Genomic DNA, 20,063 nt, shown 5'->3' with positions numbered 1-20,063 from the left:
GCTTCGCCTGCCGCCTCGATGCTCTCGCGACGTTCTGCGACGGTCGCGAACTGCACGCGGAAACGTTCCTGGCCTGGTGCCTCGCGCATCATCGCTGCCGCGTCGGCCGGCTGCCGCTGCGCGGTCGGCGGGTCCGGGCAAACGGCGTCGTCAAGGACGAGGATTTCAGCCTGTCGCCCCGGAACCTTCCCGACCGTGCGCGCGCGTTTCACTACGATCCCTTCTCGAAGGAGATCGCGTGGGCGCCCGGGACGCTGGCGCGTCTCCTCGGCCGTCTACGGGGCCGCGCCACCCGTTCGTAAGCGGGCACCAAGGCCCGCATCCGTCACCAGCTCGACAGGGCCACGCGCTTCCAGGTGTCCCGGGCCACGCAGACATAGTGGTACGACGCATCGTCGGCGAACGCACCCGCCTGACAGGGCGCATGTGACGAGGGCGGGGTGTAGAGCACTTCCCGGAACGCGGGCGCGGCCACAGGGACCCCAAACGCCGCGTCCGACGCGCGCAGGGTCAGCGCATCGGTGCGCCCCTCCGTCGGACCGCCAGCGAAGCCCAGACGATAGACACCCGACGACGCCGTCAGGAACGACCAGTCGTCAGGCGCGGGATGCCGCTCTCCGGTGCCGCTCAGATCAAAGCCCAGACCACCGGCATGGCGGTCGTCCATCCCGCGCAGGCGCACCGCATCGGCGCCGATATCCAGCGCGCGATCGGCGCCCGGCGCGATGAACGGTTGCGAACGGCTTTCCCCCGCCTCGCACCCTCTGGAGGGACAATCCCAGACGATTCGGCCGCTGACCGGGTGACGCGCCAGCTGGATGGGCGCGTAGGCATAAGTGGCGTCGGCCGCCGCCAGACCACGCGTATGCGCGCCACGCCAGACCATGTTAGTGTGCGCCAGCGTCTCGGACCACCATTCCGCCGACCCGATGACGTAGCCGCCGATCATGGTCAGGCCCGTTTCCCATTTCGCCCGCTTGCCGACCCCCGATATCGCAATGGCCGTGCCGGCTGTGTAACCTGCAACCCCCGTGACGTTCAGGCCGGTGCTCCCCGGACAGGCCGATCCATCGCTGCGCCTTCGTCGCTGCGCCGGCGCGAGGGTGAGATAATCGCCATGCGGGTCCGGCGCGTCGCAATTGAAGTTGTTGTTGTCGATCTCGACCGTGCCGGCACCCGTGCCGCCACCGTCCTGATTATCGTTGCTGAGGAAATTCGCCGCCCATTCCGCCGTCGCCCCGGGCACGTTCTCCACTCCGCCATAGATTGCGACATTATCGGTCGCGCGCTTGCCCGACGACCGGGTGAGCGTGTCGAACAGATGCACCTGCAGGCCATAGGTCTCGTCATCAGCGCCGCTCTGCAGGTTCAGGCACACCGCGCCATAGGCCGAGCCAGTGTCGTGGCCGCTGGCATTTCCCTGACAATGTACCGTCGGCTGAAACGGATGCGCACCCCGGGGATCGCCCAGATACATCAGTCGGTAAAACAGCCCGGACGGCCGCGACGGGTCGTCCAGCGTCGACCAAGGAATGGCGCGCGCGGCCGCGTCGCCCGACGCGGCGGTATCACCCACGGAGGGCGCCCCCCGCGCCGGCCCGACCAGCAGCGCCAGAAGGACGGGCACGACCCAGGCCGCCCTACGCATCGATATGGCCCAGATCACGCTCGGGGGCGATCACGTCGCGCACACGGCGCTTGAGATCTTTCGGCCCCGGAAAACCCCCGTCGCGGGTGCGCTCCCACACCACGACGTCGTTCACCGTGATCTCGAACCGGCCGCCGGTCTGCGGAATCAGCGCCACCTCGCCCAGAGCCTGGCCAAAGGTGGACAACAGTTCCTGCGCCATCCACGCCGCGCGCAACAGCCAGTTGCACTGCGTGCAGTAACGGATGGCCACACGCGGCAGCGTCGCACTCATGATCGGTTCGCCTGTGTTGGTTGCCTGTCGAACGTGGCCCGTTCGTGCCCGCGCTTCAACATCTTATGGTCAGACCTGCAGAACGGGTCACAGAAACTCCACATGCGACTTGAAGCCGAGCAAAGCCGCGTCGCGCAGGTTCCCCTGCCCGTTGGGGCGCAGATAATACTCGAACAGCGGCTGGACGATGACGCCGCGTATGACATGCAAGGCATAGTTCACCTCAAGCACCGCCGCGTGCCGCTGGATGCCGGTCGCATGGTTGGGCAGGCTGCCCCCCCGCGCGCGCAACTGTTCCTCCGCCCGCTGGACGAACGGGGATATCTTCTCGTCGCTGAAACCGACCCCGATCGTGTCATAGGGACGGCTGTGCCAGAAGCCACGATCGAGAACGCCCGCAGACGCCTGCCATTCCCGCAACGAGGTACGCGGATCGTTGTAGAGAAAGCCCCAGAGCGCGGTCACGCCGGATTCGTTCCTGCCCCCGTCGCGGGTGATGATGCGCTGGTCCATCAACACCCACGTCCCGTAACTGGTACGATGGATCCGTTGCGTCCTGCCTGTCAGCGCGTACGGCTCGCCGTTGATGTCTTCATACATGTCCGGCCCGGGCGCGGTCATCAGGACCCCGCCGATCTTGTAGTGTCCGGGCAGCGTCGTGTGGAACACAGGCTCCCACCCCAGCTCGACGGGCACACGCTCTCCCACGATGTTCGCGCCGTTGAACTTGAAGCCCGTTCGGTGCTGGATGTTCTGGTAGATGCCGTTCTCCGCCATGTACACGCCAAGCTGCACATAGGTATAGCGGCTGGGCCGTCCGCGGGCGCGTGCGGCCCACAACGCCGCCGGATAGCCGCTGGTGAACGCGCTGTCGGTCGCGTTCTTCGGACGCCCGCACAGGCTGCCATTCTGGAAATTGCAATAGAGCGGACTGGACACGAAGTCCGACATTTCCGACATGCGTCCCGCCGCCAGAGAGATACGACCGCCGAGCAATGTCTCCTCGCCACAGGCCATGACCAGATGGACGACGACGTTCCCACCACCGCCGTAATCTTCGGACGCGTGGTCGAGCCAGTCGCCGAACATGCGATTGGCCGTGGTGCCATGCGCCCCACGACGATGGCATGTGTCGCAAACCCGCGAATCCCGGCCAGCTTTTCCCAGTCCATGTTCAGCGAGACCGCGTATTGCCCGGCGTTGCTCGCCCCCTGGCGATAGTTGACGAAGCCGCGCGTCGGTGGCGTCACCGCGCCGGCGAATTCGTTCGTGTTATCGAGCAGAAGTGCGGTCCCGTGCGCGCGCAGCCAGCTCGTCAGCCCTCCCGGGTCCGCGAACAGTGCCTCGGGCCGGGCGAAGGCGGGCACCGTACTGTGGTTCGAGGGATGGGCGGGCAGCGGCGTATCGACGCGAAAGAATGGCTCCGACCCGATATCCTTGTCCAGAACCTGTGCCCGCGCGGCGGGCGCCCTGACACAGGCGACCGCGACAAGATCGGCCACACTCGGCAGACACCATGAACGCACCACCGGGCCGCTCCTTCACTCTGGAGACGGGACGCCGCGGGCAGTCGCCGTTGCATGCACATACAGCGCCGCGATAGCGGTCGACGCCAGCCGCGCCCGCGCGCCGTCGGCGCGACTGGTCAGCACGATCGGTAGACGAGCACCCAGGACCAGTCCGGCCGCATCGGCTTTTCCCATGTAAATGAGGTTCTTTGCCAGCATGTTCCCGGCCTCCAGATCCGGTGCCACCAGGATTTGCGCCCGGCCGGCGACGGGAGACACAATGCCCTTGATCCGTGCCGCATCCGCGTCCACGGCGTTGTCCATGCCCAGCGGACCGTCCAGCACGCCGCCGGTGATCTGCCCCCGGTCCGCCATCTTGCACAGGCAGGCCGCGTCGATCGTGCCCTGAATCCGTGGGTTGACCGTCTCCACCGCCGACAACAGCGCCACGCGTGGCGCCCCGAAGCCTAGCGCGTGATGCAGGTCGATCGCATTCTGGACGATGTCGCGCTTGGCCAGAAGATCGGGGGCGATGTTGATGGCCGCATCCGTCACGAACAGCGGGCCGTCGCGCCCCGGCATGGCAAGCACGAACACGTGGCTCATGCGTCGCTGCGTGGACAGGCCCGATCCGGGGGCGAGGACCGCCGTCATCAACACGTCGGTGTGAACACTGCCTTTCAGAAGCGCATGCACGCGGTGCGATGCCGCCAACGCCACAGCATGCCCGGCGGCCTGCTCCGGCGAGGACGCCTCGACGATCTCGCAGCCGCTTATGTCCAGCCCGGCCTGCCGGGCAGTTTCGGCCAGACGCGTTCGCTCTCCGATCAGGACAGGCGTGATCAGGCCGTCCGAGAGGCTCATCAACGCGCCTTGCAGGGCCACGGCCTCGCAGGGCCAGACCACGGCGGTCGCGACAGGCGGCAGGCTCCGTACCCGGGCGATCAGGCCGTCGAACAACGGCACGGCGCGATCCATCGAAGTGTGAGAGGTCGACATCGTCCCACACACTTCCATGCGCCCTCGGACCCTTCAAATGCCCGTTTCACAAGCGACATATGTCCGATCGCAGGATCTGGCCCCGGTCACACAAAAAGGCCGCCCCCGATGACAGGAGCGGCCCGATCCAAACGTGCGACAGCGCGTTCAGAGTTTTTCGATATGGTCCTTGATCTTGCCCTTGGTGGTCTGGGCCTTGCCCTTCACCTGCTGGGCAAGGCCCTCGGCCTCGACCTCCGGATTGTTGGTGCCCTTGCCATACTCTTCCTTGACCTTGCCCATGGCGCTGTTACCTGCGCCCTTGACCTTGTCCATCATGCTGCTCATGGGAATCTCCCTGTCTATAGCTTGGAAAGTCGTTTGACGTTTCGTGCGGCTTCCGGGTCATTCAACGCGCCTTTGACGCAGGAGGTTCCCGTCCCTGCCGGTCGCTCGACACCGAAGCCGTTCCGCGCGCACCGCTCTCCCCAACGTTTTCAACAGCATCGCGCCGTGCCCTCACACATGACGCAGTTTGACACGTATCATGAAAGCGTGAACGGCCAACTGTGGCGGCATGATGGCCGTTGTTCCGATGGACCCCGATGCCGCTGACGGCCCGGGGCGACAGGAACCCGGGACATGAATCAGCCGTCGACGCCTGCCCCGCTCGAAGTGTTGTCCGTCGCATCGGAAATGTTCCCGATGGTCAAAACAGGTGGGCTGGGCGATGTCGTGGCGTCCCTGCCTGGTGCGCTTCGCGAACACAACGTGCGGGTCCGGACGGTCCTGCCCGGATATCCGGCGGTGATGACGGCACTGTGCAATGTGCGGGAAACCGTTCCGGCGCTGGACATCCTCGGGTATCAGGCCCGAATCGTCGAGGGAAATGTCGGCGACAAATCGCTGTTCGTGATCGATATCCCGGCCCTGTTCGATCGTGCGGGCAACCCGTATCTGACGTCGGACGGCGTGGACTGGCCCGACAACGGAATCCGCTATGCGTGCTTCAGCCGTGCGGCGGCCCTGATCGCGCAGGGACTGGCGCCTGGTTACGTGCCCGATGTGGTGCAGACACACGACTGGCAGGCGGGGCTGACGGCGGCCTATCTGCGCTTTGATCGCAAGCCCGCGCCGCCCGTGGTCCACACGATCCATAATATCGCGTTCCAGGGCCTGTTTCCCGCATCCGACCTCGCACGTTTCGGGTTACCGCCCGAAGCGATGACGATCGACGGTGTCGAGTATTACGGCGACATCGGTTTTCTCAAAGCCGCGCTCCAGCTGTGCGACTGGATTACCACCGTGTCGCCGACCTACGCGCGCGAAATCCAGTCCGACCCGTGGGGCATGGGTCTGGACGGCCTTCTGCGCGCCCGGTCGCGCCGGATCACCGGCATCCTGAACGGCGTCGACACGCACGAGTGGGATCCGATGACCGACGACAATGTCGTCTTTCCGTACCAGATCGGCGATCTGCTCTCCCGTCGCCCCAACAAGCGCGCGTTTCAGGCCCAGTTCGGCCTGACGCCCACGCCGTCGGCGTTTCTGCTGGGCATGGTCAGCCGTCTGACGACGCAAAAAGGCGTCGATCTCGTCGCCGATGTCGTGTCCGAGTTCGCGGACGAGGACCTTCAGTTCGTCGTGGTCGGCGCCGGGGATCGCGGAATCGAGCGCAGGCTGCGGCAGCTTCAGCGTGCCTATCCGGGACGGTTCGCGTGCCATATCGGCTACAGCGAACATCTCGGGCATCGCATGCAGGCCGCCGCGGACGGGCTTCTGATCCCCTCGCGGTTCGAGCCGTGCGGCCTGACCCAACTCTATGCCCTGCGCTATGGCTGCGTGCCGATCGCGGCGCGCGTCGGCGGTCTGGCCGACACCATCATCGACGCAAACCAGGCCGCGGTCCTGCATGGCACGGGCACGGGCTTTCTGTTTTCACCCTCCGACGCCCCCACGCTGGCCGACGCCATCCGGCGCGCGCACGACGTCTACCGCAATCGGCCCATCTGGCACCAGCTTCAAAAAAACGGCGCGCGCTACGATGTCAGCTGGGGTCAGAAAGCGGCCACCTACGCCGCGATCTTTCGCAATCTTCTCGCAGGCGACGCCGCGTCCGGCGAAACCGCCGATTTCGAGACGATCGAGAACGCGCTTCTCTTACCGATGCGCCCCGAGGAGATGCGCCGCGCCGAGAGGGCCGCGTCGCGCGGCACCGGCACGCTCCTGCCGCAACGGCGGATCGCGCGCCGACCGCGACCGTCGACGTCGGCCGCCGTGCGGGTGGCCTCCTGACGCAGGCACAGACCCCGACCACGGCCTCACCCTGACGCCCTCTCTCTCGAAAGACACGAGGCAAATCGCGCATGGACCATTTCGACCACGGTGCCTCGACCGGTCTGCCGCCGCGCGGGCAGGAGATCATCGACGGGGTCTGCGGCGACCCCTTCTTCGTTCTGGGCCGCCATAACGAGGGACCCAACGACAGTATCCGCGCGTTCTTTCCCAATGCCCTTACCGTCCGCCTGATCGTACTGCGCCCCCGGTCCGCACCGCTGGAGCGTCCCATGCGCCGGGTGGACGATGCCGGATTCTACGTCGGCACCATCAAGGCGGGCGCGCGCTACCGCTTCAAGATCACCTGGGCGGACGAGAGCGAGGAGATCGCCGATCCCTACAGCTTCGGGCTCCTGCTCAGCACGTTCGACCTGCACCTGTTCGCCCAGGGACGACTGCGGGCGCTCGACGAGGTGTTCGGCGCGCAGCCGATGACGATCGACGGCGTCAGCGGCACACGGTTTGCCGTCTGGGCGCCCAATGCCCGACGTGTGTCGGTCATCGGTGATTTCAATATCTGGGATGGGCGTCGTCATCCCATGCGCCTGCGCCATGAACAGGGCGTGTGGGAACTGTTCATTCCTCATCTTCGGCCCGGCGAACGCTACAAATACGAAATCATGGCCCATGACGGGCGCGTCCTGCCGCAAAAAGCCGATCCCGTCGCCCGAGCGACCGAACGGCCGCCCGCGACGGCGTCCCTCGTCGGCCGTGCCGAACCGTTCGACTGGACCGACGAGACGTGGATGGACCACCGCGCGGCACGCCATGCGTCCGATGCACCGATCAGCATTTACGAGGTCCACGCACCGTCCTGGCGTCGGCCAAACGGCGATCCCGACCGCGTCATGTCATGGTCGGAGCTTGCCGAGGCATTGGTCCCCTACGTGCTCGAGATGGGTTTCACTCATATCGAGCTTCTGCCGATTTCGGAATATCCTTTCGGCGGATCATGGGGTTATCAGCCGCTGGGCCTGTTCGCCCCCACCGCCCGTCACGGCTCTGCCGGAGATCTGGCGGGCTTTATCAACACCTGCCATATGGCCGGCATCGGTGTGATCGTTGACTGGGTGCCGGCGCATTTTCCCAACGACATCCACGGCCTGATGCGGTTCGACGGCACGGCACTGTATGAGCACTCAGACCCGCGCGAAGGGTTTCACACCGAGTGGAACACGCTGATCTACAATTTCGGCCGGAACGAGGTACGGGGTTTTCTGATTGCCGCCGCACTGCACTGGCTGCACTGCTACCATATCGACGGACTTCGCGTCGATGCCGTGGCCTCCATGCTGTATCGCGACTACAGCCGGGCTGAGGGCCACTGGGTTCCCAATGTGCATGGCGGCCGCGAGAACCTCGAAGCCGTCGCGTTTCTTCGCGAGCTGAACGAAAGCATCACCGAACGCCACCCGGGTGCGCTTGTCATCGCCGAGGAATCAACGGCGTGGCCGGGCGTCACCCGCCCCGTGCAGGACGGCGGCCTCGGGTTCTCCTACAAGTGGAACATGGGCTGGATGCATGACACGCTGGCCTATTTCCGGCGGGATCCGATTCACCGCCGCCATCACCATCACGACCTTCTGTTCGGGCTGCATTACGGCTTTTCCGAACGGTATGTCCTGCCGCTGTCACACGACGAAGTGGTGCACGGCAAGGGCTCGCTGATCGCGCGCATGCCCGGCGACGACTGGCAAAGACATGCCAACCTGCGGGCTTATTTCGGGTTCATGTGGGGGCATCCGGGCAAAAAGCTGCTGTTCATGGGCGGTGAGATCGCACAGCGCGCGGAATGGTCCCACGACGGTCAGGTCGACTGGCCTTCGCTCGACGCCCCCCTGCCGCGCGGCGTGCAGAGCCTTGTTCGCGCGCTGAACCAGCTTATGCGGCACGAACCCGCGCTGCATCGCCAGGACTGCGAACCGGACGGGTTTCGCTGGATCATCGACGACGACGCCGACAACAGCGTGTTCGTGTGGCTTCGTCTGGCCGACGGCGCACCGCCGGTGCTCGTCATCTGCAACCTCACCCCGCTGCCTCGGCACGGCTACCGTATCGGTCTGCCCGTGCCGGGGTTCTGGCAGGAACGTCTCAATACCGACTCAGCCCTTTTTGGAGGCTCTAACGTGGGCAATTCCGGCGGCGTACACACCACCACCGACCCTTCGCACGGCTACGGCGACAGCGCCGTTTTCACCCTGCCGCCCCTTGGCACCCTGTTCTTCGTCGCGCAGGGGGTCTGAAGCATGCAGCGTCTTCCTGACCGGCTGTCCCCCGGCATCCCCTCACCCCTCGGTGCGAACTGGGACGGCATGGGCGTCAACTTCGCCGTCTTCTCCGCCAATGCGCAGAAAATCGAACTCTGCATCTTCGACCCGGCCGGTCGTCGCGAAGTCGCGCGCCTCGCCCTTCCCGACTACACCGACGAAGTGTGGCATGGCTATCTTCCCGATGCGCGTCCCGGCCTGCTCTATGGTTTTCGCGCCCACGGTCCATACGATCCGGTGCGCGGTCATCGGTTCAACCCTGCCAAGCTCCTGCTCGATCCGTATGCACGTGCGACCAGTGGCGCGCTCAACTGGTCGGACTCCCTGTTCGGCTATCGCCTGAACTCCGCACGCTCGGACCTGACGCTCGACAAGCGCGACAGTGCCGCCGCCATGCCGAAATGCGTCGTTACCAGCGAGGGTTTCAACTGGGGCAATGACCGCCGCCCCCAGGTTCCGTGGGAGCAGACCGTCATCATGGAGGGGCATGTAAAGGGCCTGACCATGCGCAGCACGGACCTGCACACCCCCGAACGCGGATCGTTCCAGGGCCTGTCCGACCCTCGCCTGATCGACCATCTGCTGACGCTCGGGATCACATCGCTTGAGCTTATGCCCGTGCATGGCTTCGTCCGCGACAGGTTCCTGCTCGAACGCGGACTGACGAACTACTGGGGCTACAACACCCTGACGTTCTTCGCGCCCCATGCGTCCTATATCGCCTCGGGAACGCCCGACGAATTCCGCCTGGCCATCCGCAGGCTTCACGCCGCCGGGATCGAGGTCATTCTCGACGTGGTCTACAACCACACGGCCGAAGGCAGCGAGCTCGGCCCGACGCTGTGCCATCGCGGTCTGGACAATGCCAGTTATTATCGTCTGGTTCCCGGAGACGAACGGCACAACATCAACGACACCGGATGCGGGAACACGCTTAACCTGTCGCATCCGCGCGTAATGCAGATGGTTCTTGATTCGCTGCGCTACTGGGCCAGCAGTTTTCACGTCGACGGCTTCCGCTTCGACCTGTGCGCGACTCTGGGGCGGGAGTCCTATGGCTTCGACCCGAACTGCTCGTTTTTCAGCGCATTGTTGCAGGACCCGCTTCTGTCGACGCTGAAGCTGATTGCCGAACCGTGGGATCCGGGACCGGGCGGCTACCAGACCGGCAACCACCCGCCCGGCTTCGCCGAGTGGAACGACCGCTATCGCGACACCGTCCGCCGGTTCTGGCGCGGCGATCCGCTTCAGCGGGGCGATCTCGCCGCGCGTCTTGCCGGTTCAAGCGACCTGTTCGGCAGACGCGGGCGCCGCCCGTGGAGTTCGGTCAACTTCGTGACGTCACATGACGGTTTCACGTTACGCGACGTCGTATCGTACAACGAACGGCATAACGAGGCCAATGGCGAGAACAACCAGGACGGCCATTCCGACAACCTGAGCAACAACTGGGGCGCGGAAGGGCCGACGGACGATCCGGGCATCCGCGAGACGCGCCTGCGCGTGACACGCTCCATGCTGGCGACGCTGCTGTTCTCGCACGGGACGCCGATGCTGCTGGCCGGCGACCAGTTCGGGCAGACACAGGACGGCAACAACAACGCCTACTGTCAGGACAGCGCCATGACGTGGCTCGACTGGAAGCGGGCCGCGTCCCCGGAGGGCCGCGCGCTGTCGGCGTTCGTCGGGCGCCTGACCGCGCTGCGCAGGAAACATCCGTCGCTGCGCTCGCGCTCGTTTCTTCACGGACAGCAAACGCCTGTTCCCGACGTGCCTGATATGGGCTGGTTCGGACCCGACGGCGCGCCGATGACGACCGAGGCGTGGAACGACGGCGACGGGCGCGTTCTGGGCGTGCGCCGCGTCGTCCTGAACGAACACGGCCTGCCGGACATGACGTACTGCCTGTTCAACCCCGCCTCCGAGGACGTGCCGTGTCGCCTGCCCGACCAGGCCGACGGTTGGCGTTTGCTGGCCGACACCACAGCGCCGGACAGCGACCATTCATCGGACGCGGTCGCGTCGGATTACGTTCTGGGTGCGCACGGGACCGCCCTGTTTGTCGCCATTCATGCCGAGCCCGATCCCGAACCGGGTGATGGCTGAGGAGCAGAAACCATGGTCCGTCATCACGCCTATTCCACGCAGTGGGGCGCTGTCATGGTCGCCCCCAGTCGGGCGAGATTCCGCATCTGGGCGCCGTCCGCGCCGCAGGTGATGCTTGAAATCGAGGGCGCGGACCCGATCCCGCTGGCGCTCGAGCCCGATGGATGGCATGAGGTCACGGCAGACGCGACCCCGGGCATGTGCTACGGCTACCGTGTCGCGCCGGATCTGGTCGTCCCCGATCCTGCCTCGCGCTTTCAGCCCCATGACGTGCATGGCCTCAGCCAGCTGGTCGATCCCGACGCATTCGCGTGGCGCGATGACGGCTGGATCGGACGCCCGTGGGAAGAGACCGTCCTATATGAAGTTCATGTCGGCGCCGCCGGCGGGTACCGCAGCCTGATGGCGGACCTGCCGCGACTACGCGATCTGGGAATTACCGCCATCGAGCTGATGCCGCTGTCGGAATTTCCGGGCGGACGGAACTGGGGTTATGACGGCGTGCTGCCCTACGCGCCGGAATCGGCCTACGGCACGACCGACGATCTCAAGACACTGATCGACGCGGCGCATCGCCTCGGCCTGATGGTATTTCTGGACGTCGTCTACAATCATTTCGGCCCGGACGGTAATTTTCTGGCGTCGTACGCCAAGCCGTTCTTTCACGATGGCGAACCGACGCCGTGGGGAGACGCGATCGACTTCGGCCAGACCGCCGTGCGCCAGTTTTTCACCGACAATGCCCTGTACTGGCTGATGGAATATCGCATCGACGGCCTGCGGCTGGACGCGGTACAGGCGATCAACCACCGGGACTGGTTGCCCGAAATGGCGGCTGCGGTCAGGGCAACGGTCGAACCCGGACGGTATGTTCATCTGGTGCTCGAAAACGAGAACAACGACGCCGCCCTTTTGCGCGAAGGTTTCACCGCGCAATGGAACGACGACAGCCATAACGTTCTGCATGTCATGCTGACCGGTGAAGACGAAAGCTATTACGCAGGTTTTTCCGATAACAGTGCCCAGGGACTTGCCCGCGTACTGTCCGAAGGTTTTCTCTATCAGGGCGAGCATTTCGCGCCACGCGGCCACGCGCGCGGGATGCCGAGCGCCGACCTGCCCCCCACCGCCTTCGTCATGTTCCTGCAGAATCATGACCAGATCGGCAACCGCGCGTTGGGCGAGCGCCTAAGCACCCTTGCCGACCCGCATGCGCTGAAAGCGGCGTATGCGCTGCTGCTCCTGTCGCCCCAGATCCCGATGCTGTTCATGGGGGAGGAATGGGGATCACGCTGCCCGTTCCTGTTCTTCACTAGTCACAACGCCGAACTCGGGGCAATCGTGCGTGAGGGACGGCGTAAGGAATTCGCCGATTTCTCACATTTCTCCGATCCGGCACGGCGGGAGACGATCCCGGACCCGAACGCCGAGTCGACGTTTCTGGCCTCGGTCCCCACGGCGGCCGAGCGCGATCTGGCCGATCACCGCGCGTGGATCGCCACGACCACGACCCTGTTGACCCTTCGCCGGACGCACATCGTCCCGCGCCTTGCCGGAGCCCGCAGCCTTGGCGCGCGCGCACTGGGATCAAGCGCGGTTCTGGCCGGGTGGCGACTGGGCGACGGCGCGCGGCTGAGCATAGCGGTCAATCTGGGCGAGGACGTACCCCGCGACACGGTCACGCTGCCCGGAACGCCGCTGTTCGCCTACCCACCCGGTTGCGCGGCACTGTCGGGCCGCAGCATCGTCGTGACGCTGGTCGGTGCCGACGATGCGTGAGCCCTCACTTGCCGCGCGTGCGCGATCGATCGGTCTGCACACGCAGTGGCATGACGCGCAGGGCCGCGCCCACCGCGTTACGGGGGACCGGCTGCGCGCGTTGCTGCGCAGCCTGGACACGGAGGCACCGCTGTTCGCCCACGGACAAGTGCCGCGTCTGGCACCGCTGGTCACCGGCGACAGCGGCCGGGGTGTCGTTCTGCCCGGCCTGCCGGAAAACACGCCTGCGGCGTTCGAGATCGTGCTGGAATCCGGCGAACACGTGACCGGCACGGCACGGCGTGACCGCGCGGGCCTGCTGCGTCTGCCGCCCATCAGCGACGTCGGCTACCACCGTCTCGACATTGCGGGACAGCAGGCGACGCTGGCGATCGCGCCCCGCACGTGCACGACCCTGGATGCGCGGCTGTCGGACGACAAACGGTCGTCCTGGGGTCTGGCCGCGCAGGTCTATGCCCTCCGGCAACGCAACGACGGCGGGATCGGCACGTTGTCGGGTGCCGGTGCATTGGCCGAGGCCGCCGCAGCCGCCGGAGCGGATGCGCTTGCCATCAGTCCCGTCCACGCCATGTTCGCCGCCAATCCCGGACAATTCAGCCCGTATTCGCCGTCCAGCCGCCTGTTCCTCAACGTCCTGCTGGCCGACCCCGGCATCGTGTTCAACCGCGCCACGATCGCGGCCAGCATGCGGCGACATCACCTGCCGGAGGGCGCCGTGCGCGCCCTCGAGGGCACGCCGACCATCGACTGGCCGGCCGCCGCGACATGCCGCCTTCAGATCCTGCAGGCCCTGTACACCGACCATATCGCCGGCCGCGACCACGCCGTACTGGACAGTTTCATCGCCTCCGGGGGCGAGCCACTCCTCAATCACGCGATTTTCGAAGCTCTGCATGCACGGGAATTCCATCGTGGCCCTCGCGGGGGTGCGTGGACGACGTGGCCGGCGGCCCTGCGCACGCCCGGTACGCCCGAGGTCGCGCGTTTTGCGAAAAATGCTGCGCGGGACGTGCGCTATCACCTGTTCCTCCAGTGGCTGGCGCGCCTGTCGCTCAATCACGCACAGCAACGCGCCCGAAAGGCGGGCATGGCGATCGGACTGATCGTCGATCTGGCGGTCGGCAGTGATCCGGGCGGCAGCCAGGCGTGGAGCGCGCAGGACGATTTCCTGATCGGCCTTTCGATCGGGGCGCCCCCCGATGCGCTCAGCCCGCCCGGACAGGACTGGGCGCTGACCACGTTTTCGCCCGGCGGTCTGCGGCGAAACGGCTTTCGCGCGTTCATCGATACCCTGCGCGCCTCGCTGGCATCGGGCGGCGGGATCCGGATCGATCACGTCATGGGGATGGAGCGTTTGTGGGTGATCCCGCGCGGTCACCCTTCCAGCGAAGGAGCGTATCTGAGCTACCCGGTCGAGGACATGATGCGTCTGGTCGCCCTGGAATCCGCGCGCCACGACGCCATCGTCATCGGCGAGGACCTCGGCACGGTCAGCCCGACATTCCGCACCGAGTCCGCGCGCCGCGCCATCATGGGCATGAGCGTCCTGCCGTTCGAGCGCACCGACGACGGACACTTTAAAAACGCCGCGTCCTGGCCGAAAACATCGGTGGCGATGTCCGGAACGCACGATCTGCCCACGTTGCGCGGATGGTGGCTGGGCCGCGATCTGGTGTGGCGCGATCGCCTGAACCAGTTTGCCCCCGGGATGGATCTGGCCGCCGCGCAGGCCGAGCGCGCGCAGACACGCCACGATCTGTGGCGCGCGATGGCCCAGACCGCCGCCGCACGGGGCGACGCGCCCGACATCACCCCGCGGGGGGCCGACCTCTTTGCGGAATCCGCCTTGCGTTTTGTCACCCTGTCGCCCTCGCGGCTGGCGTTGTTTCCGTTCGAGGACCTTCTCGGCCTGGAAGACCAGCCCAACCTGCCCGGTACGACGGCCGTTCACCCCAACTGGCAACAGCGCTATCCCACCGGGCGACGCCTGATCCCCGATCGCGCGGACGTGCGACGCAGGCTCGACGCCATGAGAACAGGACGCACATCATGAACGCTGCCGTGCGCGCGACAGCGCGTCTCCAGTTCCATGCGGGCTTCACGCTGGACGATGCCTGCGCCATCGTGCCGTATCTCGCGTCGCTGGGCATCAGTCACCTCTATGCGTCGCCGCTGCTCGCGGCGCGTCCGGGGTCCACCCACGGGTATGACACGATCGATTATCAACGCATCAACCCCGAACTCGGAGGTGAAGACGCGCTGCGGCGTCTGGTGGATCGCCTGCATGCGCATGGGTTGGGTCTGATCGTCGACATCGTGCCCAATCACATGGCCGCTGACACGCGCAATCCCTGGTGGGCCGACGTGCTGCGTCACGGGCCGGACAGCGCGCATGCGGCCTGCTTCGACATCGACTGGGCGCCGGAGGAAAAAACGCTCAGCAACCGGGTGCTGCTGCCTGTTCTGGGCACGCCTTACGGGGAGGCACTCGATAGCGGCGAACTGGAACTGGTCGAGCGCGACGGTCACTATCACATTCGGTATTATGACGACCTGTTTCCCGTCGATCCGGGGACCGACCCACGATCCTTCCTCGGCCCGGACGCACAGCCCCTGCACGCGCTTCTTGAGCGCCAGTCCTATCGCCTCGCGTTCTGGCGGACCGCCGCCGACATCATCAATTGGCGGCGTTTCTTCGACATCACCGGCCTGGTAGGCACCGGCACGGAACGCCCCGACGTGTTCGATGCAATCCACGAGACGGTCCTGTCCCTGCATCATGATGGCCTGATCGACGGTTTTCGCGTCGACCACGTCGATGGCCTTGCCAAGCCGGGTGCCTATTGCCGGCGCCTTCGCTCGCGCCTGATGGAGGGCGCGCCGCTGTATGTCGAAAAGATCCTTCACCACGGCGAAGCATTGCGCGACGATTGGCGGACCGACGGCACCACAGGCTACGATTTTCTCGACCTCGTCTGCGGCGTCCTGCACGATCCGGCGGGCGAGACGGCCCTGACCGGACTGTGGTCCGCCGTGTCCGGACGTGCCGTCGATTTCAAAACCGTGCAGCAGACCGCCCGGGACCAGATTCTCGACACGGCCTTCACCGCCGAGTTCGCCGCACTCGCCCGGACACTGCATGACGCCGGACAGGCGACGCTTGCCAGTCGCGATCTGACGCGGGCGGCGCTCGGCCGGGGCTTGCGCGCGATTCTGGTGCAGTTTCCGGTCTACCGGACCTATTTCAGCGACACCGACCCTGCACCGGGTGCGACCGAGCACGCTGTTCTGGCCCAGGCCTGCGCCGACGCCCGCGACAGCACACCCCAATCCGTCCATGCGGCCATCGACTGGATTGCCGCCTTCCTCGGATCAACCGATGGCCCATCCATGGCCGAGCGCCGGAAGGCACGTGTCCAGTTCGAGCATCTGACCGCTCCCCTGACGGCAAAATCGGTGGAGGACACGGGGTTTTATCGCTACGGCCGACTTCTGTCGCGCAACGATGTCGGGTGCGATCCCGGCCGCCTGTCGTTCGATGTCGCCACATTCCATGACGCCGTGGGCCAGCGCGCGGGCCACTTTCCCCGCGCCATGCTCGCCACCGCGACGCACGATCACAAACGCGGCGAGGACGCCCGCATGCGCCTTGCCGTGCTCAGCGAGCCCGCTGCCGAATGGGCGGTCGAGGTCACACGCTGGTCGGCGCTCAACGCCCACCTGCGGCTTGACCCGCACACCGGCGCATCGGTCCCCGATCTGGCCGATGAACTGATGCTCTACCAGTCGATGCTGGGCGCATGGCCGATGGACACGCCGACGGACACGGACCTGACCGCGCTGCACGAACGCCTTGACGCATGGCAGACCAAGGCCCTGCGCGAGGCCAAACGGCACACGAGCTGGACCGAACCAAACGAGGCCTATGAGGGGGGGTGCGCGCGTTTCCTGAAGGCGCTGCTCGATCCCTCGCAACCAGCCCTGTTTCGCGACGCCCTGGATCGCTATGTCGGCACGATCGCCCCGGCCGGCGCCCTGAATGCGCTGAGCCAGACACTGCTGCGTTTGACGGTGCCGGGTATCCCCGATCTTTATCAGGGCACCGATCTGTGGGACCTGAGCCTGGTCGATCCCGATAACCGACGGCCGGTCGACTATGCGCTGCGGGAGAAAACCCTGTCGGACGAACGGGATTTTCAGGCGCTTGCGTCGTGCTGGCGCACGGGCGCCATCAAGCAGCGCCTTGTCCGTCAACTGTTGCGCCACCGAAGCGCGCGACCGGACCTGTTCACCACCGGCACGTATGAGCCCTTGCCGGTCGATGGCCCGATGGCCGACCACCTGATCGCGTTTCTACGCCGCCGGGGCGACGATGCACTCGTGGTGCTCGCACCCCGGCTGGCATGGGGCCTGCGGCCGTCGCCGGCCGACCTCAGCGTCCTGCAGACCGGATGGGCCGGGACGCGCGTCACGCTGCCGCCCGATCTGCGCGGCGCATCGTGGCGCGACGTGATCGATCCCGCTTTCGCCCCCGACCTGTCGGCCGATGTGCGCGATCTGGACGGCCGCGTCCCGCTCGCGGCACTGGCGACCTCAGTGGTTCGCTGAGGCGCCGGCGCTGTCGAGTGTTGCGTTCAGAACGGCGGCCAGTCGGATGCCAGCCTGTTCCAATCGCGTCTGGATGACGGGCCACGCAGCCTTGTCGTAGGCGTTGCCCAGCGCGGGCAGGCCGTCGGTGGCGGCCGGCAGATCGGCATAGACCACGTCCCGTGCCAGCGCATGGCTTTCGTTGGCCCAGCCCTCGACCACCGGAGCGGCGGTAGCCGGCAGGTTCGCGGGCGTCCAGGCCTGGATCTCGGCCGGGGTGATGGCGGCGTTCAGACGATCGGCCTCCGCACGGGCGAGGGCCAGATCGGTGCTGTAATGCGGCCCGGTCCGTAGCCCGGTCTCGTGCTCCAGAATCCCTTCGTCCCAGGCGCTGTGCAGGTTCATGTGCCCGGCATGGGTCTGGCCGAAATACGTGATCTTGACGCCATTGCCCCCCTTGTCATGGTCGCGCTCGGCCGCATGAAGCGGCTGGTGGAGGTCGCCAACCAGATGCACGATCCATTTCAGGGCTTCCAGTCGCCTGGCCCGGGGCGCGGCGCTGTCGCCCAGGGTCTGGATCATCGCCGGCAACTTGACCACGACGCACGCGCCGTCGGGACAGTCGCGCGCGGCGTCATAGTGGGGTGCCGTCACGTCGATGTCGACATAGTGCCAGCGCAGCGTCTCGGGCGCCCCGCCTTTGCTCTTGGGGATATGGCCGATGGTGTCCGGCCACGATGCCACCTGGTCGAGGCTCGCATGCCCCTCCAGCGCCAGCAGATCGTGGGCCCGTTGCGCGGCCAGCGGCGTCAGATGCGCCTGCGCGATGTCGGCCACGATCGCGTGGCCGTTGCCGCCCCAGGCGTTCGCGTGTGGCGCGGCCGCCACCAGCCCCGTGGTCAGGGCGAGGGCACTCAGAAATCGATGGCTCGTACGCATGTCGTCTCGTTGTCTCGTGGTTGGGACCCGGGGTGATGTTCACCATGATATCGCCCGATACAAGAGGGCGCCTTCGCTCGAGAAAACGTTTTTATCGAACCGTCACTTTGCGGCATGAGAACCGAACGTCCTGCCCGGCAAAGGAAGCCTCTTCATGACCGCTCGCGCGCCGACACCCGGTGATCCCGCTCCCTGGTTCACACAGCGCAGCACCACGCCATCGGGGCACTACGCCTTCGACATGACGGGCGGACGCTACAGCGTGCTGTATTTCTTCCCCTCCTCCGCGCTGCCCGCGACCACAGCGCGGCTGGACGCGATCAGCCGCGACCCGGTCTTCGACGGGACACAGCGCCTGTTCTTCGGCATCACGGCCGACCCCGCCGACGGCGACACGCGCGCCTTGCCCTCCGGTCCCGGCACACGCTTCATCCTCGACGCCGATCGCGCGGTCGCGCGCCAGTACGGGGTGGCACCGGGGGAGGGGCGGTGGTTTCTGGTCGACCCGATGGTGCGGGTCTGTGCCGTACAGCCCGACACCGACGCGGGCATGGCCCATATCCTGGCGCTTGTGCGGCATCTGCCCGACCCCGCGGCGCGGCAGTCCCTGCGCCCGACCCCGGCGCTGGTGCTGCCGAACGTTCTGGAGCCGGGTCTGTGCGAAATGCTGATCCGCTATTTCCACACACAGCCGAACACGCGTTCCCCCGTCTTCACGCAAGCCGCTCAGGGTAGTTCCTTTGCCGTAACGGATACCAGCTTCAAGAGGCGCCACGACTGCACGCTGCGCGATCCCGAGCTGGTGGCGCAGCTTCAGGTCAGGATCATACATCGTGTCGTTCCCGAAATAGAAAAGTATTTCCAGTTTCGCGCCACGCGGATGGAGCGCATGATCGTCGCCTGTTACGACGCCGCCGAGCACGGATGTTTCGGCCCGCACCGCGACAATACCCTGTCGGCGACGGCGCACCGCCGCTTCGCGGTTTCGATCAATCTGAATGACGATTTCGATGGTGGAGACCTGGCATTTCCCGAAATCGGACCGCATGGGTTTCGGCCACCGGCGGGGGGCGCGATCGTGTTTTCCTGTTCGGTCCTGCATGCCGTGGCACCTGTGACACGGGGCCGGCGCTATGCCTGCCTGCCGTTCCTGTATGACGGCGCTTCGCAAACACAGACTGACACAAATCGCGGCCGGCACAGCAACACCGTACGCAATCAGCAGCAGTAGGACCTCCATCTTACATTTTTATGACAACCGTTGCTTGGGTGAACTGATGCAATATTGCCACAGGCCCCGAAAAACACGCAGCTGCCATGTGAAATTCCGTTGCCTGGCTTCGGAGCCTCTGATAGCAACCTGTCTGCGAAGTCAGTTTTTTCCGCGCGCGTTCGCGATTCTTATCGACGGATGCAGAAGATCTTGGCTCCGTTTTCTCTTTGCTGCACAAGGTCCCGCACCACATGGCCTCTCGTTTTCGCCTGACCGCGCTGCTCGCCAGCACAACGATCGCCGGACTGATTGGTGCGGGCGCGCACGCGCAGACAACGACCCATAAGGCGGCGCACCGCGCCACCCGCACGACCCACGGCTCGACGGCCTCGAAGACCGCGGCCATCCCGGCGACGACGGTGGCGAC

The 20,063-nt window shown here is 65.9% G+C and carries 14 protein-coding genes; 8 read left to right on the top strand and 6 right to left on the bottom strand.

Annotated features, from left to right (window positions below):
• On the top strand, nucleotides 1-302 hold a 302-nt coding region (locus HUK82_RS07540; RefSeq protein WP_176613381.1), incomplete at its 5' end, for a hypothetical protein.
• 23 nt (nucleotides 303-325) lie between these two features.
• Here HUK82_RS07540 and HUK82_RS07535 read toward each other — a convergent pair.
• The 5 genes from HUK82_RS07535 to HUK82_RS07515 form a co-directional block, all read right to left on the bottom strand.
• Nucleotides 326-1,648 (bottom strand): hypothetical protein, encoded by a 1,323-nt coding sequence (locus HUK82_RS07535; RefSeq protein ID WP_176613380.1) that lies wholly within the window; start codon nucleotides 1,646-1,648, stop codon nucleotides 326-328.
• Entirely contained in the window at nucleotides 1,641-1,922 is a 282-nt protein-coding gene (locus tag HUK82_RS07530; protein ID WP_176613379.1) for a SelT/SelW/SelH family protein, read from the bottom strand. The genes HUK82_RS07535 and HUK82_RS07530 overlap by 8 nt, the downstream gene beginning before the upstream one ends.
• Nucleotides 1,923-2,009: 87 nt before the next feature.
• Nucleotides 2,010-3,011 (bottom strand): carbohydrate porin, encoded by a 1,002-nt coding sequence (locus HUK82_RS07525; RefSeq protein WP_306308914.1) that lies wholly within the window; start codon nucleotides 3,009-3,011, stop codon nucleotides 2,010-2,012.
• A gap of 452 nt (nucleotides 3,012-3,463) precedes the next feature.
• Nucleotides 3,464-4,429, bottom strand: a complete 966-nt coding sequence (locus HUK82_RS07520) for a bifunctional enoyl-CoA hydratase/phosphate acetyltransferase (protein ID WP_176613378.1) — start codon at nucleotides 4,427-4,429, stop codon at nucleotides 3,464-3,466.
• Between the two features lie 147 nt (nucleotides 4,430-4,576).
• Nucleotides 4,577-4,756 carry a CsbD family protein gene (locus HUK82_RS07515; protein ID WP_176613377.1) on the bottom strand — a complete coding sequence of 60 codons (180 nt, stop codon included), beginning with the start codon at nucleotides 4,754-4,756 and terminating at the stop codon, nucleotides 4,577-4,579.
• Between the two features lie 294 nt (nucleotides 4,757-5,050).
• On the opposite strand from HUK82_RS07515, the gene glgA reads away from it, so the two are divergent.
• From glgA to treY, 6 genes are all read left to right on the top strand, one after another.
• Entirely contained in the window at nucleotides 5,051-6,703 is a 1,653-nt protein-coding gene (glgA, locus tag HUK82_RS07510; RefSeq protein WP_176613376.1) for a glycogen synthase GlgA, read from the top strand.
• A gap of 71 nt (nucleotides 6,704-6,774) precedes the next feature.
• Nucleotides 6,775-8,988, top strand: coding sequence for a 1,4-alpha-glucan branching protein GlgB (gene glgB / locus HUK82_RS07505; RefSeq protein WP_176613375.1), 2,214 nt, complete (start codon nucleotides 6,775-6,777; stop codon nucleotides 8,986-8,988).
• Nucleotides 8,989-8,991: 3 nt separating this feature from the next.
• Entirely contained in the window at nucleotides 8,992-11,118 is a 2,127-nt protein-coding gene (gene glgX / locus HUK82_RS07500; RefSeq protein ID WP_176613374.1) for a glycogen debranching protein GlgX, read from the top strand.
• A gap of 12 nt (nucleotides 11,119-11,130) precedes the next feature.
• A complete protein-coding gene (treZ, locus tag HUK82_RS07495; protein ID WP_176613373.1) occupies nucleotides 11,131-12,897 on the top strand; it encodes a malto-oligosyltrehalose trehalohydrolase in 1,767 nt (588 codons plus the stop codon).
• Nucleotides 12,890-14,950, top strand: a complete 2,061-nt coding sequence (malQ, locus tag HUK82_RS07490) for a 4-alpha-glucanotransferase (protein WP_176613372.1) — start codon at nucleotides 12,890-12,892, stop codon at nucleotides 14,948-14,950. The genes treZ and malQ overlap by 8 nt, the downstream gene beginning before the upstream one ends.
• Nucleotides 14,947-17,505, top strand: a complete 2,559-nt coding sequence (gene treY, locus HUK82_RS07485; RefSeq protein WP_176613371.1) for a malto-oligosyltrehalose synthase — start codon at nucleotides 14,947-14,949, stop codon at nucleotides 17,503-17,505. The genes malQ and treY overlap by 4 nt, the downstream gene beginning before the upstream one ends.
• Here the strand turns inward: treY and HUK82_RS07480 are convergent.
• On the bottom strand, nucleotides 17,491-18,423 hold the full coding sequence (locus HUK82_RS07480) for a S1/P1 nuclease (protein WP_176613370.1): 933 nt from the start codon (nucleotides 18,421-18,423) through the stop codon (nucleotides 17,491-17,493). The two genes, treY and HUK82_RS07480, sit on opposite strands and share 15 nt — an antisense overlap.
• Before the next feature lie 154 nt (nucleotides 18,424-18,577).
• Between HUK82_RS07480 and HUK82_RS07475 the strand changes: the two genes are divergently transcribed.
• Nucleotides 18,578-19,654: a 2OG-Fe(II) oxygenase family protein gene (locus HUK82_RS07475; protein ID WP_176613369.1), complete on the top strand. Its 1,077-nt coding sequence runs from the start codon at nucleotides 18,578-18,580 to the stop codon at nucleotides 19,652-19,654.
• The last annotated feature ends 409 nt before the right edge of the window (nucleotides 19,655-20,063 follow it).

The sequence above is a fragment of the Ameyamaea chiangmaiensis genome (assembly GCF_013376175.1).
Classification (GTDB): Bacteria; Pseudomonadota; Alphaproteobacteria; order Acetobacterales; family Acetobacteraceae; genus Ameyamaea; species Ameyamaea chiangmaiensis.
Note: the sequence above shows the minus strand (reverse complement) of the source record. Positions and strands in the feature narration are given on the sequence as shown.

Bases quoted from the DNA above. Each gene is read 5' to 3' on its own strand.
- HUK82_RS07525 (WP_306308914.1), bottom strand. From the start codon at position 3,011: ATGTTCGGCGACTGGCTCGACCACGCGTCCGAAGATTACGGCGGTGGT.
- malQ (WP_176613372.1), top strand. From the start codon at position 12,890: ATGCGTGAGCCCTCACTTGCCGCGCGTGCGCGATCGATCGGTCTGCAC.
- HUK82_RS07475 (WP_176613369.1), top strand. From the start codon at position 18,578: ATGACCGCTCGCGCGCCGACACCCGGTGATCCCGCTCCCTGGTTCACA.
- HUK82_RS07520 (WP_176613378.1), bottom strand. From the start codon at position 4,429: ATGTCGACCTCTCACACTTCGATGGATCGCGCCGTGCCGTTGTTCGAC.
- glgA (WP_176613376.1), top strand. From the start codon at position 5,051: ATGAATCAGCCGTCGACGCCTGCCCCGCTCGAAGTGTTGTCCGTCGCA.
- HUK82_RS07535 (WP_176613380.1), bottom strand. From the start codon at position 1,648: ATGCGTAGGGCGGCCTGGGTCGTGCCCGTCCTTCTGGCGCTGCTGGTC.
- HUK82_RS07530 (WP_176613379.1), bottom strand. From the start codon at position 1,922: ATGAGTGCGACGCTGCCGCGTGTGGCCATCCGTTACTGCACGCAGTGC.
- treZ (WP_176613373.1), top strand. From the start codon at position 11,131: ATGGTCCGTCATCACGCCTATTCCACGCAGTGGGGCGCTGTCATGGTC.
- HUK82_RS07480 (WP_176613370.1), bottom strand. From the start codon at position 18,423: ATGCGTACGAGCCATCGATTTCTGAGTGCCCTCGCCCTGACCACGGGG.
- glgB (WP_176613375.1), top strand. From the start codon at position 6,775: ATGGACCATTTCGACCACGGTGCCTCGACCGGTCTGCCGCCGCGCGGG.
- treY (WP_176613371.1), top strand. From the start codon at position 14,947: ATGAACGCTGCCGTGCGCGCGACAGCGCGTCTCCAGTTCCATGCGGGC.
- HUK82_RS07515 (WP_176613377.1), bottom strand. From the start codon at position 4,756: ATGAGCAGCATGATGGACAAGGTCAAGGGCGCAGGTAACAGCGCCATG.
- glgX (WP_176613374.1), top strand. From the start codon at position 8,992: ATGCAGCGTCTTCCTGACCGGCTGTCCCCCGGCATCCCCTCACCCCTC.